This window comes from Pollutimonas subterranea (assembly GCF_002849655.1).
Classification (GTDB): Bacteria; Pseudomonadota; Gammaproteobacteria; order Burkholderiales; family Burkholderiaceae_B; genus Pollutimonas; species Pollutimonas subterranea.
Genome location: NZ_PDNW01000012.1, coordinates 101,965 through 117,364, shown reverse-complemented (window position 1 = coordinate 117,364; position 15,400 = coordinate 101,965). Strand labels below are relative to the sequence as shown.

Sequence of the window (15,400 nt, the reverse complement as noted above, 5' to 3'; positions counted from 1 at the left end):
GAGAGCCATTATGTCAACTTTGCGTTTGGGCGATACCGCCCCTGATTTCGAACAGGATTCTTCCATCGGAAAGATCCGTTTACACGAGTATCTAGGTGACAGCTGGGGTGTGTTGTTTTCGCACCCCGCCGATTTCACGCCGGTATGTACAACAGAACTCGGCTACACGGCCATTGTGTCTGGCGAATTCGCCAAGCGCAACGTCAAGGTACTTGCCGTATCGGTGGACGATGCCGAGTCACACAAAAAATGGATCGAAGATATCAACGATACGCAAAACACCAAGGTGGAATTTCCCATCTTGGCGGATGCGGATCGCAAGGTATCGGCGCTCTACGACATGATCCACCCGAATGCCAGTACGACCGCTACGGTCCGTTCGGTATTCATTATTGATCCTGCCAAGAAAATCCGCCTGACCCTGACCTATCCGGCCAGCACAGGGCGCAACTTCAATGAAATCCTTCGTGTGATCGATTCCCTGCAGCTGACGGACAGCCATAGCGTTGCCACGCCAGTAAATTGGCAGGATGGTGACGATGTCATCATCGTTCCCTCGCTCAAAGACGAAGCGGTACTGAAAGAGAAATTCCCTAAAGGCTATACGGAAGTACGCCCCTACCTGCGTGTCACGCCCCAGCCCAATAAGTGATTACGACGTAATACCGCCTCAACCCGCCACCTGGCGGGTTTTTTTTCGACTGTCATTCCTTTACCTTTGGCAAAAAGGCGGAAAGGGAAAGCGGCTGGAACGGGGGTTGTCAGTTTATTGCCGCATAAGGCAAATTAACGCTTGCAAATAATACTGTTGTTTTATACAGTTCTATTTACGCGATAGCTGTTTTTTTAAACAGTGCTCAGCGTCGTGTTGCACTGCCTGGTGTAGCAGGCGCTTGCAGTGAACCTCATTGTCGCGGCCATTTCTGGAGACAACCCCATGCAAACGTATCAACCAAAAAAACAGCCATCCAAATGGCCCTTCCATTCACGGCCCAGCCGGGGCAAGTGCTCGTACCTTACACGGGGTACCATGGTGGCTGATATCTGCCTGGTCGCAGCATGGGGCGCAACAATACCTGGGCTTATGTGGCTCGGGGCCGCAGGCGGCTTTTAATATAAGGCTTTTGCCTGTACAATAATCGGCTTTGCTAACTCATCCTCTGCCTGGCTTGCTACATATCAAAAATTAGCCCGTGTCATGATGAAATCAGGAGCTTTACCGTGAATTTGATTGAAATTCTTGAACAAGAAGAAATTGCGCGCCTTACCGGCGGCGCAGAAATGCCCACATTCGGCCCTGGCGATACTGTTATCGTCAACGTAAACGTGGTCGAAGGCGCGCGCAAACGCGTCCAGGCTTACGAAGGCGTGGTCATTGCCCGCCGCAATCGTGGTCTGAATTCAGCCTTTATCGTTCGCAAGATTTCCTCTGGCGAAGCTGTTGAACGTACGTTCCAGCTCTATTCCCCGCAAATCGCAAGCATCGAAGTAAAACGTCGCGGTGATGTTCGTCGTGCTAAACTTTATTACTTGCGCAGCCGTTCGGGTAAGGCTGCTCGTATCAAAGAAAAGCTGGTTCGCAACCCCAAGAAAGCAGCCGCTAAATAAGCAGCGTTTTTCCGGTTTAAACCAGCAAAGGCACCCCATGGGTGCCTTTGCTTTATTTATTTTATGTCTCAGAACACCGTTATTCCTAGAAACAGGCGTGTGATTCTACCGGGCTTCGACCCCCTGGTCCAACCCGTCATTTCGAGCGAAATATTGCCACCTCTCTCCAAGGCGTCGATTCAGCTCGATTTCATTTCTTCCGCATTCGCGGTTCCCGTTGAATGGCGAGTCGAACCTATTTTTGTCGACTCTTTCCAGGCCGATGTCATCGGGCACCATGGTGTTATCAAGGCCGCGGTCTTTGTTGCGCTGGTGCAGCGTCCCTCTGGCGTACACGTGGTGTTTACGCGCAGGGCCTCGCATCTGTATGATCACGCAGGGCAAATATGTTTTCCGGGCGGGCGCATTGAATCCACAGACGCCGACGCTATTGCGGCAGCAGTACGGGAAACCCATGAAGAAATCGGTGTGTCGCCCGAATTTATCGACATCATCGGTACGCAGCCAAGCTTCCTGACCTCCACTCGCTTCACCATGAAGCCGGTCATAGGGTCGATACGTCCGGGATTCACCATCAGTCCCGATCTCACCGAAGTCGCCGAGGTATTCGAGGTGCCACTGTCTGTGCTGATGGATACTGGCTTGCATCGTCTGCATGAGGCCGCGCTGCCGGGTGGCGGACACCGCTTTTATTTTTCGATAACGTGGAAGTCCTATTTCATCTGGGGCGCTACGGCGGCCCTGATACGAAACTTCTACCACTTTCTTGCCGCTGCCCAGGCCCAGCATAGCTAGCTTTGGGGCGGCCTATCGGAATCAGTATCGTCCCTGGGCTTCGTTCTCGGCCAGTATGCGCTTGTAAAGCTCGTGGCGCGCAGCAGTGATGGCGCCTTGCTCCATGGCTGCCAGTACTCCGCATCCCGGCTCATGCCTGTGCGTGCAGTTATAGAAACGGCAGTTCTGAATCGCCTCTGTGAATTCCGGAAAACCACGCTCGATATCCGTCGCGGTCAGGTGATAGAGGCCAAAGGCCTGGAAGCCGGGCGAATCGATGATGTCGCCAGGCTGTTCCGGCAAATGGTATAGGCGGGTACTGGTGGTCGTGTGTTTCCCGGCCCCCAGCGCCTGGGAATGTTCCTGGGTATGTGCGCGGGCGTTTGGCACGAGCGCGTTCAGTATTGTCGATTTCCCCATGCCGCTTTGACCCAGCAGCAGGGTGCAGCGGTCCCGCAGCAGGGGCAAGAGGGCGGTGCGCATCTGCTCAGGCGCGTGCGCGCTGAGCTCGACGATATGAATGCCCAGTTTCGAAAGGGTGGCCAGGCGCTGGCGCGCCTGGCTTATGCTATTAGTGAGATCGATCTTGTTCAGGACGACGATGGGTTCTATTCCGGCGCTCCACGCTGCCACCAGCGAGCGACCGGTCAAGTCGTCGGAAAACGCGGGTTCGGGAGCGACGACGATAAGCAGCTGGTCGACATTGGCCGCAAACTGCTTGGTTCGCATATCGTCGGAGCGGTACAGCAGGTTGCGACGCTCAAGGATACGATCGATGGAGCCTTCGTCGGCCCCCTGGGGGCTGATGACGACGTAATCGCCAACCGTTGCGCCGGCCTTCTTGCCGCGTGGAAAACATTTGCGCAGGCTGCCGTCGGGAAATTCTACTGTGTAGTGGCGTCCATGCGCCGCAATGATGCGCCCTTCGGGCGCGGGCGTGCTAGCCATGCTTCAAGTTCTGTATTCGTATCACGGCGGGTGGGTGGCTATCATAAAACGCCGAGTGTACCGGATCGGGCGTCAAGGTGGCGGCATTGTCGTCATAAAGTTTCACCAGGGCCGATACCAGGGCGTCGGGCGAGCACTGCTGGGCGGCATAGTGGTCGGCCTGGAATTCGTCTTTGCGGGATATCCAGCTGGCAAGCGGAGTGAGCCAGAACGTGAACACCGGCAGGGCGAGAAAAAACAGTATCAAGGCCAGGGCGTCGTTGGGCCGGCCCAGCTGCGGCAGCACGCCCAACTGGACATAAAACCAGACCTGGGTCGATAGCCAGGCCAGTAGCAAGGCAAACAGCAAGGCCACGCTGAAACTGATGGCCATGCGCTTGAGGATGTGCTTATGCTTGAAGTGCCCCAGCTCGTGCGCCAGCACGGCTTCGATTTCGTCGATATTCAGGCGTGCAAGCAAGGTGTCGAAGAAGACGATGCGTCGCGCTTTGCCAAAACCGGTGAAATAGGCATTGCCGTGCGCCGAGCGCTTGGACCCGTCCATGACGAACAAACCGCTAAGCGAAAAACCGCAACGCTGTGCCAGCCGATGGATGCGGTCGGCCATCTCGGGATTGTTCAAGGGGGTGAACTTGTTGAACAGGGGAGCGATGACCGTGGGCAAAAGCCAGAGCACGAGCAGATTGAACGCAACCCATATTCCCCAGGCCCACAAGACCCAGTAGGGGCCTGCATTGCCCATGATCCACAGGATGCTTGCCACCAGAGGGGTGCCCAGCACAAGGCTAAGGACCAGGGTTTTGAACGCATCCAGCATAAACAGCAGTGGCGTCATGCGGTTGAAGCCAAACCGGGCTTCAAGCTTGAATTTCTTCCAGATCGAAAACGGCAGGCCGACGACACCGAGCAAAGCCATCACCACCCCGATCAGGCATAACTGGCGCAGCATTTCGTTGTCGATCAGGTTGCCCAGCTGGACGTCCAGCGCTTGCAGGCCCCCGAGCAGGGTGAATGCGACCAGCACGACCGCTTCGATGACGCGCTCTACCATCGATACCTTCATTTTGGCTGTGGTGTAGTCGGCGGCCCGCTGATGGCTATGAAGGCTTATGCGGTCGGAAAACTCCGCCGGGACGGCCGCCCGATGCCGATGAACGTGACGCAACTGGCGAGATGCCAGCCATAGGCGCATCGCGATATCGGAAAGTAGGAAGACAATGAAGGCCAAGGTAAACATAGAGAGCGCCATTATGCGAAAATCGGTGTTTTAAGGAAGGATTATATGGCGGCGAACGAGCAGCGGTTGGTGTGGCTAGATATGGAAATGACGGGCCTTGATCCCGAAAAAGAACGTATTATCGAGGTGGCTGTGGTCATTACGGAGCCTGACCTGACGTTTGTCGCTGAAGGCCCAGTGTTGGTTATACACCAGAGCAACGAACTATTGGACGCCATGGACAAATGGAATCAGTCCACGCACGGGAAAAGCGGACTGACCGACAAGGTCAAGGCCTCTACCATATCCGAAGAGCAGGCTGAAGAACAACTGCTGGAATTCATGGCTCAGTATGTGCCGGCCGGGAAATCGCCGATGTGCGGTAACACCATCGGTCAGGATCGGCGTTTCATGGTCAAGTACATGCCCAGGCTCGAGGCTTTTTTCCATTATCGCAATCTCGACGTCAGTACATTGAAAGAGCTATCCCTGCGGTGGAAGCCCGAGGTGTACAAAAGCTTTGTCAAGAAAAGCCGGCATGAAGCATTGGCCGATATCTATGAATCAATCGAAGAACTCAAGCATTATCGCGAGCACTTCATCAAGTTGTAGCTTGTGCCATGCGCTGCGGGCCAAACCGTTTGTAGATGGACGGCTTGGCCGGCTGGTAATGCACGGGATCCTTATCCAGCAACTGATCAAGGTGACGTTCCGCTAGGTCAAAAATCGACCAGTACAGCTCGCCGCATAAAACGCGCGCCGCATGACCGGGCCAGTCCGGGGGCAGCATCTGGTTGGGTAATTGGGGATCGTGCAAAACGATGCGGCGCCACTCATGTATGGTCAGGGCACGCACCGCAAAGGCCTGCGATGGCCGGATGTTATCGCCGATGGCCGCCAGCATGGGGCCGAATGTCTCGGAAAATTCCTGATACTGGCGTGCCACCCCTTCCAGATCCCAGCATTGTGAAATCAGCGAACTGATCGCGAGCCCCTTGTTCTCGTTCATGTCATGGGCGCCGAGCACCAGCGCATTGTTCGACAACTTCAGTTTATTGAGCACTTTCTGTGCCACGTCCGCCTGATTGCGGGGCAGGGCGAAAATGCCTGGCGCGATGGCGCCGAATCCCGCCCAGATCAGCTCTCGGCGCACCTCGCTGCGTTTGCTCATGCTGCCGTTTCCAAAGCGGGGCAGGATGACCAGCGTCCAGTCGCCTTCCCATTGCGGTGGCGAACCTTCATAAATACGGCTGGAGGCTTGGCGGGTAAGGTCTTCGCCCTGCTCGCTCAGGCGATACAGGCTGCGCCTGCCATGGCGCTCGGACTGAAGCCAGCCCTGGGCCACCAGGCGAAATACGCTCGTGCGCAGCAGCCGTTCATTGATGCCAAGGGGAGTGACCAGTTCGATGAGATCGCTGAGCCATATGCGGCCCCCGTGGGGACCTATGGCGTCGCCCAGCAGGGTGACGCAAAGTGATTTTGCCCGAGGCGGATCGCGTTCGAGCAGGGAGTGGATCAGGCGCTGCAGGGTGCTGGGCGAGTCTTGCATGAGATGTGTCCGTTGGCAGAGCGCTCATGTTATACGAAGCTGCCCACATCTTATTTGATACTAAAATATGATTGACATCAATATTTTTGTATTAAATAATGAAGGCATAAAGTATTGTCCAGCCGAAAGGAGGCTCTCATGTATGCTCAGCTTGTTGAAACCGGGGTAAAAAGCGTGCGCAGCGTCGAACAACTGACTGGGCCTGAATTGGCTTTCCAGCAGCGCATCGACGAAGGCGTTCGTATCGAGGCAAAAGACTGGATGCCCGAGGCCTATCGAAAAACGCTGGTCAGGCAGATCTCCCAGCATGCGCACTCTGAAATAGTCGGCATGCTGCCCGAGGGCAACTGGATCACCAGGGCGCCTTCGCTCAAGCGCAAGGCCATCTTGCTGGCCAAGGTGCAGGATGAGGCCGGTCATGGACTGTATCTGTACAGCGCGGCCGAGACCTTGGGCGTTTCCCGCGACGACCTGGTCGACGACCTGCATTCGGGCAAGGCCAAATACTCAAGCATTTTCAATTATCCAACCCTTAGCTGGGCCGATATCGGCATGATAGGGTGGCTGGTCGACGGCTCCGCCATCATCAACCAGATTCCACTCTGTCGCTGCTCATATGGGCCTTACGCGCGCGCCATGGTCCGGGTTTGCAAGGAAGAATCTTTTCATCAGCGCCAGGGCTACGACCTGCTGATACAAATGTGCCTGCATGGCACGCAGGCCCAGAAGGACATGTGCCAGGAAGCCTTCAACCGTTGGTGGTGGCCGGCTCTCATGATGTTCGGTCCTTCAGACGCCGACTCCCCCAATAGCGCGCAATCCATGCAGTGGCGCATCAAGTTGTTCTCCAACGACGAGTTGCGCCAGAAAATGGTCGATCAGACGGTGCCGCAGGCTGAGTACCTGGGCCTGAAAGTGCCCGACCCGGACCTTAAATGGAACGAGGAACTCGGCCATTACGACTTCGGGGACATTGACTGGTCGGAATTCTATGCCGTCATCAAGGGCCATGGCCCATGCAACCAGGAGCGCCTGAAGGCCCGCGTCAAGGCGCATGAAGACGGTGCCTGGGTTCGTGATGCCTTTACGGCCTATGCCGACAAGCAGGCTCGCAAAAAAGCCGCTGCCTGACCTTTCTTTTATTCAATGCGTGTCGGCGGCCCGAGCCGGCGAAGGATATGAAAATGAGCCAAAACGGATGGCCCCTCTGGGAAGTCTTTATTCGCAGCCAGCATGGCCTGGCCCACAAGCATGTCGGAAGCCTGCATGCGCCCGACGCAGAAATGGCGATCAACAATGCGCGCGACGTCTATACGCGTCGCAATGAAGGGTTAAGCATCTGGGTGGTCAAGGCGGCCGATGTCGTTGCCAGCAGCCCCGGCGACAAGCAGCCATTGTTCGAACCGGCCAATAGCAAAATCTATCGTCATCCCACTTTCTTTCCGATGCCTGAAGAAATCAAGCACATGTAGGAGATCTCATGGATCAAGCTTTGTTTCAGTATTTGCTGCGCATGGGCGATACGTCCTTGATACTCTCGCACCGTTTGTCCGAGCTGACCGGCCACGGGCCGGCGCTTGAAGAAGATCTTGCCATGACCAATGTGGCGCTCGATCTACTGGGCCAGTCGCGCTTGTGGCTGACCTTGGCCGGCGAGGTCGAAGGCAATTCGCGCGATGAGGACCAATTGGCTTATTTGCGGGATGCGCCTGAGTTTCGCAACTACCTGCTGGCTGAGCGGCCCAACACCCATTACGGTAGCGTGATCGCGCGCCAGTTCTTCTTCGACGTGTGGCATTACTTCCTGCTCAAGGAGTTATGCTCTTCTTCAGACGAACGGGTGGCAGCCATCGCTGAGAAGTCGATCAAGGAAGTCACTTATCACGTGCGCCGCTCGTCGGACATCCTTGTGCGTCTCGGAGACGGAACCGCCGAAAGCCACGCCAGAATGCAAGACTCGGTCAACGACGCGTGGCGTTTTGTCGGCGAACTCTTCCTGGATGACGAGATTACCGAGGCACTGGCCGAACGCAAGGTTGCGCCCTTGCATTCTCAATTGTGGCCGGCCTGGCTCGATCATGTCTCCACCACGCTCCAGGAGTCGACCGTGGCGCTGCCGAATCCCGATGACGCCCATCATCGGGCACATCGAGGCGGAGTTACCGGCCGCCACACCGAAGCGCTGGGTTATATCCTGGCCGAGATGCAACATCTGCAACGTGCTTATCCGGGAGCGGTGTGGTGAGCGGGTTGGTGCAAAGGTCGTCGGACGACGTCATGCAGTGGCTGACCGGCGTTCCAGACCCCGAGATTCCCGTCTTGTCGGTGGTCGACCTGGGCTTGATCCGCCGTATCGGCTGGGATGGGTCGACCTGCGTGGTGACCATAACGCCCACCTATTCGGGATGTCCGGCAATGCATGAAATTTCGGCGGATATCACCAGCACATTGCAGGCGCATGGCATCGAGGACGTTCGAATAGAAACACAGCTGTCACCGGCCTGGACGACCGACTGGATGACACCGGAAGGCCATGCGGCGCTGAAAGGCTACGGCATCGCGCCGCCCGGTGAGAAAGCGATCAATATTTCAGGTATTACAAGGCGCGCCACGGACGTCGTCGTGCCCTGTCCATTATGTGGTTCGAACCATACCCGGCTGGTCAGCCACTTCGGGTCGACATCGTGCAAGGCCTTATACCGTTGTAACGATTGCCGAGAGCCCTTTGATTACTTCAAGGCACATTAAAATGAATCAGTTCTATTCTTTGAAAGTGGCTTCGGTGGCCAAGAACACCCGCGATGCGGTGGTTGTCACCTTCGACGTTCCAGGGCAGCTGAACGACAAGTTTTCATTCCGGCCGGGGCAATACCTTACGCTGCGCACCAGTGTCGACGGTGAAGAGCTGCGCCGCTCGTATTCGATTTGCGCAGCTCCAAGCGACAGGCAGCTGCGCGTTGCGATCAAGCGCCTTAACGACGGAGCGTTCTCCAGCTGGGCAAACCAGCATCTGGAAGCCGGGCAGTCGCTGGATGTCATGCCGCCCGACGGCAATTTCACGGTTGAGTTTTCGCCGGCCAACGCCCGCCGGTATGTGGCCTTTGCAGTGGGCAGCGGTATCACCCCCATATTGTCATTGGTGAAAACCGCGCTCGACACCGAGCCCGAAAGCAGCTTTACTTTGTTTTTCGGCAACCGGGCGTCGTCCGCCGTATTGTTCCGCGAGGAAATCGAAGACATCAAGAACCGCTACATGACGCGGTTTTCGCTGGTTTACGTGATGAGCCGGGAACACCAGGACATCGATTTGTTCAATGGACGCCTGGATGGAGACAAGGTTGCGCAGTTGCTCAACGTATGGATGGATCCGTCCATGATCGACTACGCCTTCGTCTGCGGCCCCCAAGACATGACCGAGTCCGTCACCAAGGCGCTGATGGACAAGGGCCTTGATAAGTCGTCGATCAAGTTTGAGCTGTTCGGGTCGCCCAAAGGTCCGCGCGCCCTGCGCACAGGACACGAGGCACGCAAGGCGCCGGGCAGGGATCTCTGTGAAGTCACTGTCATACAAGACGGCGTGACGCGCACATTAAGCATAGAAAAGAACAAGGACAGCGTGCTCGATTCCGCATTGGCCCAGGGCATCGAGCTGCCTTATTCATGCAAAGGCGGCGTCTGTTCCACCTGTCGCTGCAAAGTCATTGAAGGCGAGGTCGATATGGATGCCAACTTTGCGCTTGAAGACTACGAAGTGGCCCGGGGTTTCGTCCTGTGCTGCCAGAGTTTCCCGGTAACCGATCGTCTTGTCATCGATTTCGACCAGGAAACCTGAATCCGCGTCCAATGGCCCTATCGAAACATAGCGGTTGAACCCTAAAATAGATGTTTGGCGGCCCCGGCCCCGGGAGCGGCCTTTAAAAGGAGTGAGTGCAGTGTCCACTGATTTTTTTACTACCCATGAACAAGTGCTTGAACAGGCCGTGGCTGCCGCCGCGACACGTGGGTACTGGAGTCCTTTTCCAGAGTCCGCCAGCCCGCGCGTTTATGGCGAGAATGCCAAGGACGAAGGACGTACTGCATTCGAAGGCTACCAGGGCAACGATTTTCCTTTGCGGCAGGACGGCGCGACCGGTCGCATCGGCAGCGAAGTCTCGCCATTCGGTATAGCGTTGAATATCGGCTACCCCCAGGTCCCGGCCGAGGTCCTCATTGAACAGTCCGAAGAAGCGCTTGCCTCATGGCGCGAGGCGGGTCCGCGGGCATGGGCGGGGGTATCGCTGGAGATTCTCAAGCGCATCAATCAGCGCAGTTTCGAGATGGCCTATGCGGTGCAGCACACCACCGGGCAAGGTTTCATGATGGCTTTCCAGGCGGGCGGCCCGCACGCGCAAGACCGTGGCCTGGAAGCCGTGGCCTACGCATGGCAGGAAATGGCCCGGATCCCCGGGCTGGTGAGTTGGGAAAAGCCGCAGGGCAAGCATGACCCCATCAAGATGCAGAAGCAGTTCACGGTTGTGCCGCGCGGCATCGCGCTGGTAGTGGGATGCTCCACATTTCCCACCTGGAACGGCTATCCCGGGCTTTTTGCCAGCCTGGCCACCGGAAATACCGTTATCGTAAAGCCGCATCCGGCCGCAATTCTTCCGCTCGCCATTACCGTCAGCATTGCCCGTGATGTACTGGCCGAGGCCGGGTTCGATCCCAATGTCGTCCTGCTGGCCGCCCACTCCGCCAGCGATGACACCGCTCAGGCGCTGGCGTTGAATCCTGCGGTCAAACTCATCGACTTCACCGGCAGCACGACGAACGGCAACTGGCTCGAGGAACACGCCCGTCAGGCTCAGGTCTATACCGAAAAGGCCGGCGTCAACCAGGTGATCATTGATTCCGTTGACGACTTTAAAGGCGTGGCGCGCAACCTGGCCTTTTCATTTGCCTTGTATTCGGGCCAGATGTGTACGGCACCGCAGAACGTTTACGTACCCCGCGACGGCATCAAGACCGCCGACGGCCACATGAGTTTCGACGAGGTGGCTGCCGGCTTGGCGCAAGCCGTCGACAAGCTTACCGCCGACCCTGCCAAAGCCGTGGAGCTCACCGGCGCCATCCAGAGCACGGCTACCTTGCAGCGCATCGACGAGGCCAGGGGCCTGGGCATGCCGGTACTCAGCGATAGCCGCCGTCTCGCCCATCCCGACTTCGGCGATGCCCAGGTGCAAACGCCGTTGCTGCTTCAGGCCGATGCCGGCAACGGGGCAATACTGCGTGAATGGTTCGGGCCTATCGTATTTGTCGTAGCCACCGATTCCACCGACCATAGCATCCAATTGGCCAGGCAGACTGTACTGGACCACGGTGCACTGACCTTGTCGGCCTACACCACTGATGACGCCGTTGCGCGGCAAGTACAAAAGGCCGCCGAACAGTCGGGTGTCTCGCTTTCATTGAATCTGACGGGGCCCGTGTTCGTGAACCAGACAGCCGCCTTCAGCGATTTCCATGGTACCGGGGCGAATCCGGCGGCCAATGCCGCGCTATGTGATTCGGCATACGTATCCAATCGCTTCCGCGTTGTGCAAACGCGCTGGCATGCCTGATTAACACTATAAGAAAGAGACGCAATGAGCTACGAAAATATCGAATACAAAGACGAAGGCGCTATCGCACGTATCACGCTGAACCGGCCGGACAAGCTCAATAGCTTTACCGCGGCCATGCACGCTGAATTGGCCGACGCCCTGACCAAGGCAGAAAACCAGGGGGCGCGCGTGCTGGTATTGACCGGCAGCGGTCGCGGTTTTTGTGCCGGCCAGGATCTGTCCGAGCGCGAAATGAGCGCGGGTTCGGCTGCCGTTGATCTCGGCGCCACAATCGAAAAATACTATGCACCCCTGGTCCGTCGACTGCGGGCTCTCGCGATGCCGGTAGTGGTTGGCGTCAATGGTGTTGCCGCCGGCGCGGGCGCCAACCTGGCATTGGCCGGCGATATCGTCATTGCCAAACAGTCGGCCAGTTTCATTCAGCCGTTCTGCCGCCTGGGATTGCTGCCCGATACCGGTGGTACCTACGCCTTGCCTAGACTGGTGGGTCATGCACGGGCCATGGGCCTTTCCTTGCTGGGGGAAAAGCTCAGCGCCGAACAAGCCGCGCAATGGGGCCTGATCTGGCAGTGCGTCCCCGACGACCAGTTCGATGCCCGCCTCGATGAGCTCGCCCGGCATTTTGCGGCCGCGCCCACCAAAGGCCTGTCCTATACCAAGCGCGCATTGAACCAGAGCCTGTCCAATACGCTGGACGAACAGCTGGACCTCGAGCGCGACTTGATGCGCGAACTCGGCGCCAGCGCCGATTACGCCGAAGGGGTGTCCGCTTTCCTGGGCAAGCGTCAGCCGGTATTCAAAGGAAAGTGATGAACTCATTGCCCCATCCATCTCCGGCGGTGTCGCTAACGCTGCCTGAAGATCCCCAGGCGCTTGCTGAATTGGCCGCCAGAACCATGTACGACAACGATGCGGCATCGCAGGCAATCGGTGCCCGCGTCGTATCGGTGGCACCGGGGCAGGCCAGCATGTCCATGACGGTACGGGCCGACATGTTGAACGGCCACAAGACCTGCCACGGCGGGTTCATCTTCGCCTTGGCGGACAGCACATTCGCCTTCGCCTGCAATTCGCGCAATATGGTCACGGTCGCTTCGGGATGCTCCATCGATTACCTGGCTCCCGGTTTCGAAGGCGATGTGTTGACGGCCGAAGCCCTCGAATATTCGTTGGCCGGTCGCACCGGCGTGTATGACGTCCATGTGAAGAATCAGGATGGCAAACGCATTGCCATTTTTCGAGGGCGCTCATACCGGATAAAAGGCCAGGTTGTAGGCGAATAACGCAAAAACATAGCAAAAACACAGATGGAGTGGAAAATGTCCGAGTTGAAATCATCGAATGCGGGACGCGATGCCATCGAGCACGCCAGCCGTGATGAATTGCTGGCCTTGCAGCTTGAGCGCATGAAGTGGTCGCTCACGCATGCTTATGAAAATGTTCCTCACTATAAGAAGTCATTCGACGCAGCGGGGGTGCATCCCAACGACTTGCAGCAGCTCTCGGATATTTCACGGTTTCCATTCACCACCAAGCAAGATCTGCGTGACAATTATCCATTCAATATGTTCGCGGTGCCGCGCGAACAAGTGTCACGCATTCACGCATCCAGCGGGACCACGGGCAAGCCCACCGTAGTCGGTTATACGGCCAACGACATTGCCAATTGGGCCGATCTTGTTGCGCGCTCAATCTGGGCGGCCGGTGGCCGTCCAGGCGACATCGCACATATTGCGTACGGCTATGGCCTGTTCACCGGAGGCCTGGGCGCTCATTACGGCGCCGAGAGGCTGGGTTGCTCGGTGGTGCCGATGTCCGGCGGCCAGACCGAAAAGCAGGTTCAGCTGATCCAGGATTTCAAGCCCGCCATCATCATGGTGACCCCCTCGTATTTTTGCAATATTCTCGAGCAGATGGAGCGCGAGGGAATCGACCCGCGCGACAGCTCCTTGCGTATAGGCATATTCGGTGCTGAGCCTTGGACCGGGCAAATGCGCGCGGATATCGAACACCGCGCCGGCATCGACGCGCTGGACATCTATGGCTTGTCCGAGGTGATGGGGCCTGGAGTGGCCATGGAGTGCGTCGAATCCAAAGATGGCCCGGTCGTATGGGAAGATCATTTCTATCCGGAAATCGTTGATCCGGATACCGGCGAACCTGTTGCGGACGGCGAAGCCGGCGAATTGGTATTTACATCGCTGACCAAGGAAGCCATGCCGGTGATTCGCTATCGTACGCGCGACCTGACTTCCTTGCTTGCACCCACCTCACGCAGCATGCGCCGTATCGGCAAGATCACGGGTCGAAGCGACGACATGCTCATTGTGCGCGGGGTGAACCTTTTCCCGACACAGGTAGAGGAAGTCGTATTGCGCATCCCCGAGCTTGCCGCCCAGTATCAATTGGTGTTGACGCGCAGCGGCAATCTGGATGAACTTGAAATTCTTACCGAAGTACGTCCCGAATTCGACCACTTGAGCGTGGCCGATCGCGATGTGCTCGCGGCCAAGCTCCGGCATGCTGTCAAGACCTATATCGGGGTCTCGGCGCGCATTACGGTACAGACTTCCGGCCTGGTGGAGCGCACGCTTACCGGCAAGGCCCGGCGCGTGGTGGACAAGCGGCCCAGGCAGTAGAGCATTTTTGGGCGAGGTGTCTACAAGGCTCGCTGAAGCGCGGAGCGTTGGGGACTGCTTTTCGTTCTTGAGAAAGGCAGGTGTGTCGAGGGCTGCCGGCGTCCATGCAGTCAATCCAGACGTTGGTATCGGCAAAAAAAGTCGAGCCGTCATGCTTGGCCAGGTGATGCACCGTCATCGTCGTCCGGGCGCAGGAACGCCATGATGTCTTTGCTGTTCATCTGCCTGAATGGCTCATCCAGGCTCTTGCGTACTTTGGCGGCGGCGGCGCGCAGCGATTTACGCCGGTCGTCCCTTCCCATGCCTGTTTTGCGGATGATGATCTTTCCGTCCTCCAATGAGAAGGAGACCTGGCTGCCAGGCAGGAAACCGGCTGCGTCGCGCAGGCGCTTGGGAATGGTAACTTGGCCTTTGTCAGTGATTTGCATATCGGGGCCCTGAAAGTAAGAATACCTAGTTGGAATTCTACTGCTGCGTGAGATTCAAGTATGGGTAAAGGACGCATCGCGTTCGATCCTATGCATCGCTTATACGATGGGCAAGGTATCATCTAGGGTCTGAGCACGCCGCAGCGGCGTGGAGCTATGCGGATGGTTAGATGATTGTTCAGGCAGCGGAAGGCAAGATCGCGGGCATTGGGGTCGACCTGTTGAAAGTCGACCGCATCGAGCAGGTATTCAAGCGCCACGGTGAAAAATTCGTACGACGCATACTCGGGCCCGAGGAAATCGAGAAATTCAACCAGCGCTACCAACGGGACCCCAAGCGCGGTATGCGTTTCCTGGCTACTCGGTTCGCGGCCAAGGAAGCCTTTTCCAAGGCAATAGGCCTGGGTATGCATAGTCCCATGGCCTGGTCGCGCATGCAGACGCTCAACGATGTCAGCGGCAAGCCGCGTGTGCAGCTGTCCGAGCCGCTGGCTGGTTGGTATCACCAGCGCTTTGGTCCCGCCCATGTTTCAATAACGGATGAAAGCGATTCGGTCCTGGCGTTTGTCATGGTCGAGACCGCCGTAAAGCAATAAATCATCCCATCCCATCCATCAACCGAACGAATAACGGATTAC

At 57.2% G+C, this 15,400-nt stretch carries 18 protein-coding genes; 14 read left to right on the top strand and 4 right to left on the bottom strand.

Annotation, left to right across the window (positions count from 1 at the left end; translation table 11 throughout):
• Positions 1-10 precede the first annotated feature (10 nt).
• The 3 genes from CR159_RS14475 (at position 11) to CR159_RS14465 (ending at position 2,403) form a co-directional block, all read left to right on the top strand.
• Complete coding sequence (locus CR159_RS14475; RefSeq protein WP_102074668.1) at positions 11-652, top strand: peroxiredoxin; 642 nt, start codon at positions 11-13, stop codon at positions 650-652.
• Between the two features lie 569 nt (positions 653-1,221).
• A complete protein-coding gene (gene rplS, locus CR159_RS14470) occupies positions 1,222-1,608 on the top strand; it encodes a 50S ribosomal protein L19 (protein ID WP_102074667.1) in 387 nt (128 codons plus the stop codon).
• A gap of 99 nt (positions 1,609-1,707) precedes the next feature.
• Entirely contained in the window at positions 1,708-2,403 is a 696-nt protein-coding gene (locus tag CR159_RS14465; RefSeq protein ID WP_233208327.1) for an NUDIX hydrolase, read from the top strand.
• A gap of 21 nt (positions 2,404-2,424) precedes the next feature.
• Here the strand turns inward: CR159_RS14465 and rsgA are convergent, their stop codons facing one another.
• Positions 2,425-3,330: a ribosome small subunit-dependent GTPase A gene (rsgA, locus tag CR159_RS14460; RefSeq protein ID WP_102074665.1), complete on the bottom strand. Its 906-nt coding sequence runs from the start codon at positions 3,328-3,330 to the stop codon at positions 2,425-2,427.
• On the bottom strand, positions 3,323-4,567 hold the full coding sequence (locus tag CR159_RS14455; RefSeq protein ID WP_102074664.1) for a M48 family metallopeptidase: 1,245 nt from the start codon (positions 4,565-4,567) through the stop codon (positions 3,323-3,325). Before CR159_RS14455 ends, rsgA begins: the two co-directional genes overlap by 8 nt.
• A 45-nt stretch (positions 4,568-4,612) precedes the next feature.
• Here CR159_RS14455 and orn point away from each other — a divergent pair, with 45 nt between their 5' ends.
• Complete coding sequence (gene orn / locus CR159_RS14450) at positions 4,613-5,158, top strand: oligoribonuclease (RefSeq protein WP_102074663.1); 546 nt, start codon at positions 4,613-4,615, stop codon at positions 5,156-5,158.
• On the opposite strand, the gene paaX is transcribed toward orn, so the two are convergent.
• Positions 5,148-6,095: a phenylacetic acid degradation operon negative regulatory protein PaaX gene (gene paaX / locus CR159_RS14445; protein WP_102074662.1), complete on the bottom strand. Its 948-nt coding sequence runs from the start codon at positions 6,093-6,095 to the stop codon at positions 5,148-5,150. The two genes, orn and paaX, sit on opposite strands and share 11 nt — an antisense overlap.
• Before the next feature lie 138 nt (positions 6,096-6,233).
• Between paaX and paaA the strand changes: the two genes are divergently transcribed.
• The 9 genes from paaA to paaK all read left to right on the top strand — a co-directional run bounded on the left by paaA (position 6,234) and on the right by paaK (position 14,334).
• Positions 6,234-7,226, top strand: coding sequence for a 1,2-phenylacetyl-CoA epoxidase subunit PaaA (paaA, locus tag CR159_RS14440; RefSeq protein WP_102074661.1), 993 nt, complete (start codon positions 6,234-6,236; stop codon positions 7,224-7,226).
• Positions 7,227-7,279: 53 nt separating this feature from the next.
• Positions 7,280-7,567, top strand: a complete 288-nt coding sequence (paaB, locus tag CR159_RS14435; protein ID WP_102074711.1) for a 1,2-phenylacetyl-CoA epoxidase subunit PaaB — start codon at positions 7,280-7,282, stop codon at positions 7,565-7,567.
• Positions 7,568-7,575: 8 nt separating this feature from the next.
• Positions 7,576-8,340, top strand: coding sequence for a 1,2-phenylacetyl-CoA epoxidase subunit PaaC (gene paaC / locus CR159_RS14430; protein ID WP_102074660.1), 765 nt, complete (start codon positions 7,576-7,578; stop codon positions 8,338-8,340).
• Positions 8,341-8,372: 32 nt separating this feature from the next.
• On the top strand, positions 8,373-8,843 hold the full coding sequence (gene paaD, locus CR159_RS14425) for a 1,2-phenylacetyl-CoA epoxidase subunit PaaD (protein ID WP_102074710.1): 471 nt from the start codon (positions 8,373-8,375) through the stop codon (positions 8,841-8,843).
• Position 8,844: 1 nt separating this feature from the next.
• Positions 8,845-9,927, top strand: a complete 1,083-nt coding sequence (gene paaE / locus CR159_RS14420) for a 1,2-phenylacetyl-CoA epoxidase subunit PaaE (RefSeq protein WP_439650546.1) — start codon at positions 8,845-8,847, stop codon at positions 9,925-9,927.
• A 100-nt stretch (positions 9,928-10,027) separates the two neighbouring features.
• On the top strand, positions 10,028-11,692 hold the full coding sequence (paaN, locus tag CR159_RS14415; RefSeq protein WP_102074659.1) for a phenylacetic acid degradation protein PaaN: 1,665 nt from the start codon (positions 10,028-10,030) through the stop codon (positions 11,690-11,692).
• Positions 11,693-11,716: 24 nt separating this feature from the next.
• Positions 11,717-12,505, top strand: a complete 789-nt coding sequence (paaG, locus tag CR159_RS14410; RefSeq protein ID WP_102074658.1) for a 2-(1,2-epoxy-1,2-dihydrophenyl)acetyl-CoA isomerase PaaG — start codon at positions 11,717-11,719, stop codon at positions 12,503-12,505.
• Positions 12,505-12,978 (top strand): hydroxyphenylacetyl-CoA thioesterase PaaI, encoded by a 474-nt coding sequence (gene paaI, locus CR159_RS14405; RefSeq protein ID WP_102074657.1) that lies wholly within the window; start codon positions 12,505-12,507, stop codon positions 12,976-12,978. The genes paaG and paaI overlap by 1 nt, the downstream gene beginning before the upstream one ends.
• A gap of 36 nt (positions 12,979-13,014) precedes the next feature.
• Positions 13,015-14,334 (top strand): phenylacetate--CoA ligase PaaK, encoded by a 1,320-nt coding sequence (gene paaK, locus CR159_RS14400; protein ID WP_102074656.1) that lies wholly within the window; start codon positions 13,015-13,017, stop codon positions 14,332-14,334.
• Between the two features lie 149 nt (positions 14,335-14,483).
• Here paaK and CR159_RS14395 read toward each other — a convergent pair whose 3' ends face one another.
• Positions 14,484-14,762 (bottom strand): AbrB/MazE/SpoVT family DNA-binding domain-containing protein, encoded by a 279-nt coding sequence (locus CR159_RS14395; RefSeq protein WP_102074655.1) that lies wholly within the window; start codon positions 14,760-14,762, stop codon positions 14,484-14,486.
• A 170-nt stretch (positions 14,763-14,932) separates the two neighbouring features.
• Here CR159_RS14395 and acpS point away from each other — a divergent pair, with 170 nt between their 5' ends.
• Complete coding sequence (acpS, locus tag CR159_RS14390) at positions 14,933-15,358, top strand: holo-ACP synthase (protein ID WP_102074654.1); 426 nt, start codon at positions 14,933-14,935, stop codon at positions 15,356-15,358.
• Positions 15,359-15,400: the final 42 nt, after the last annotated feature.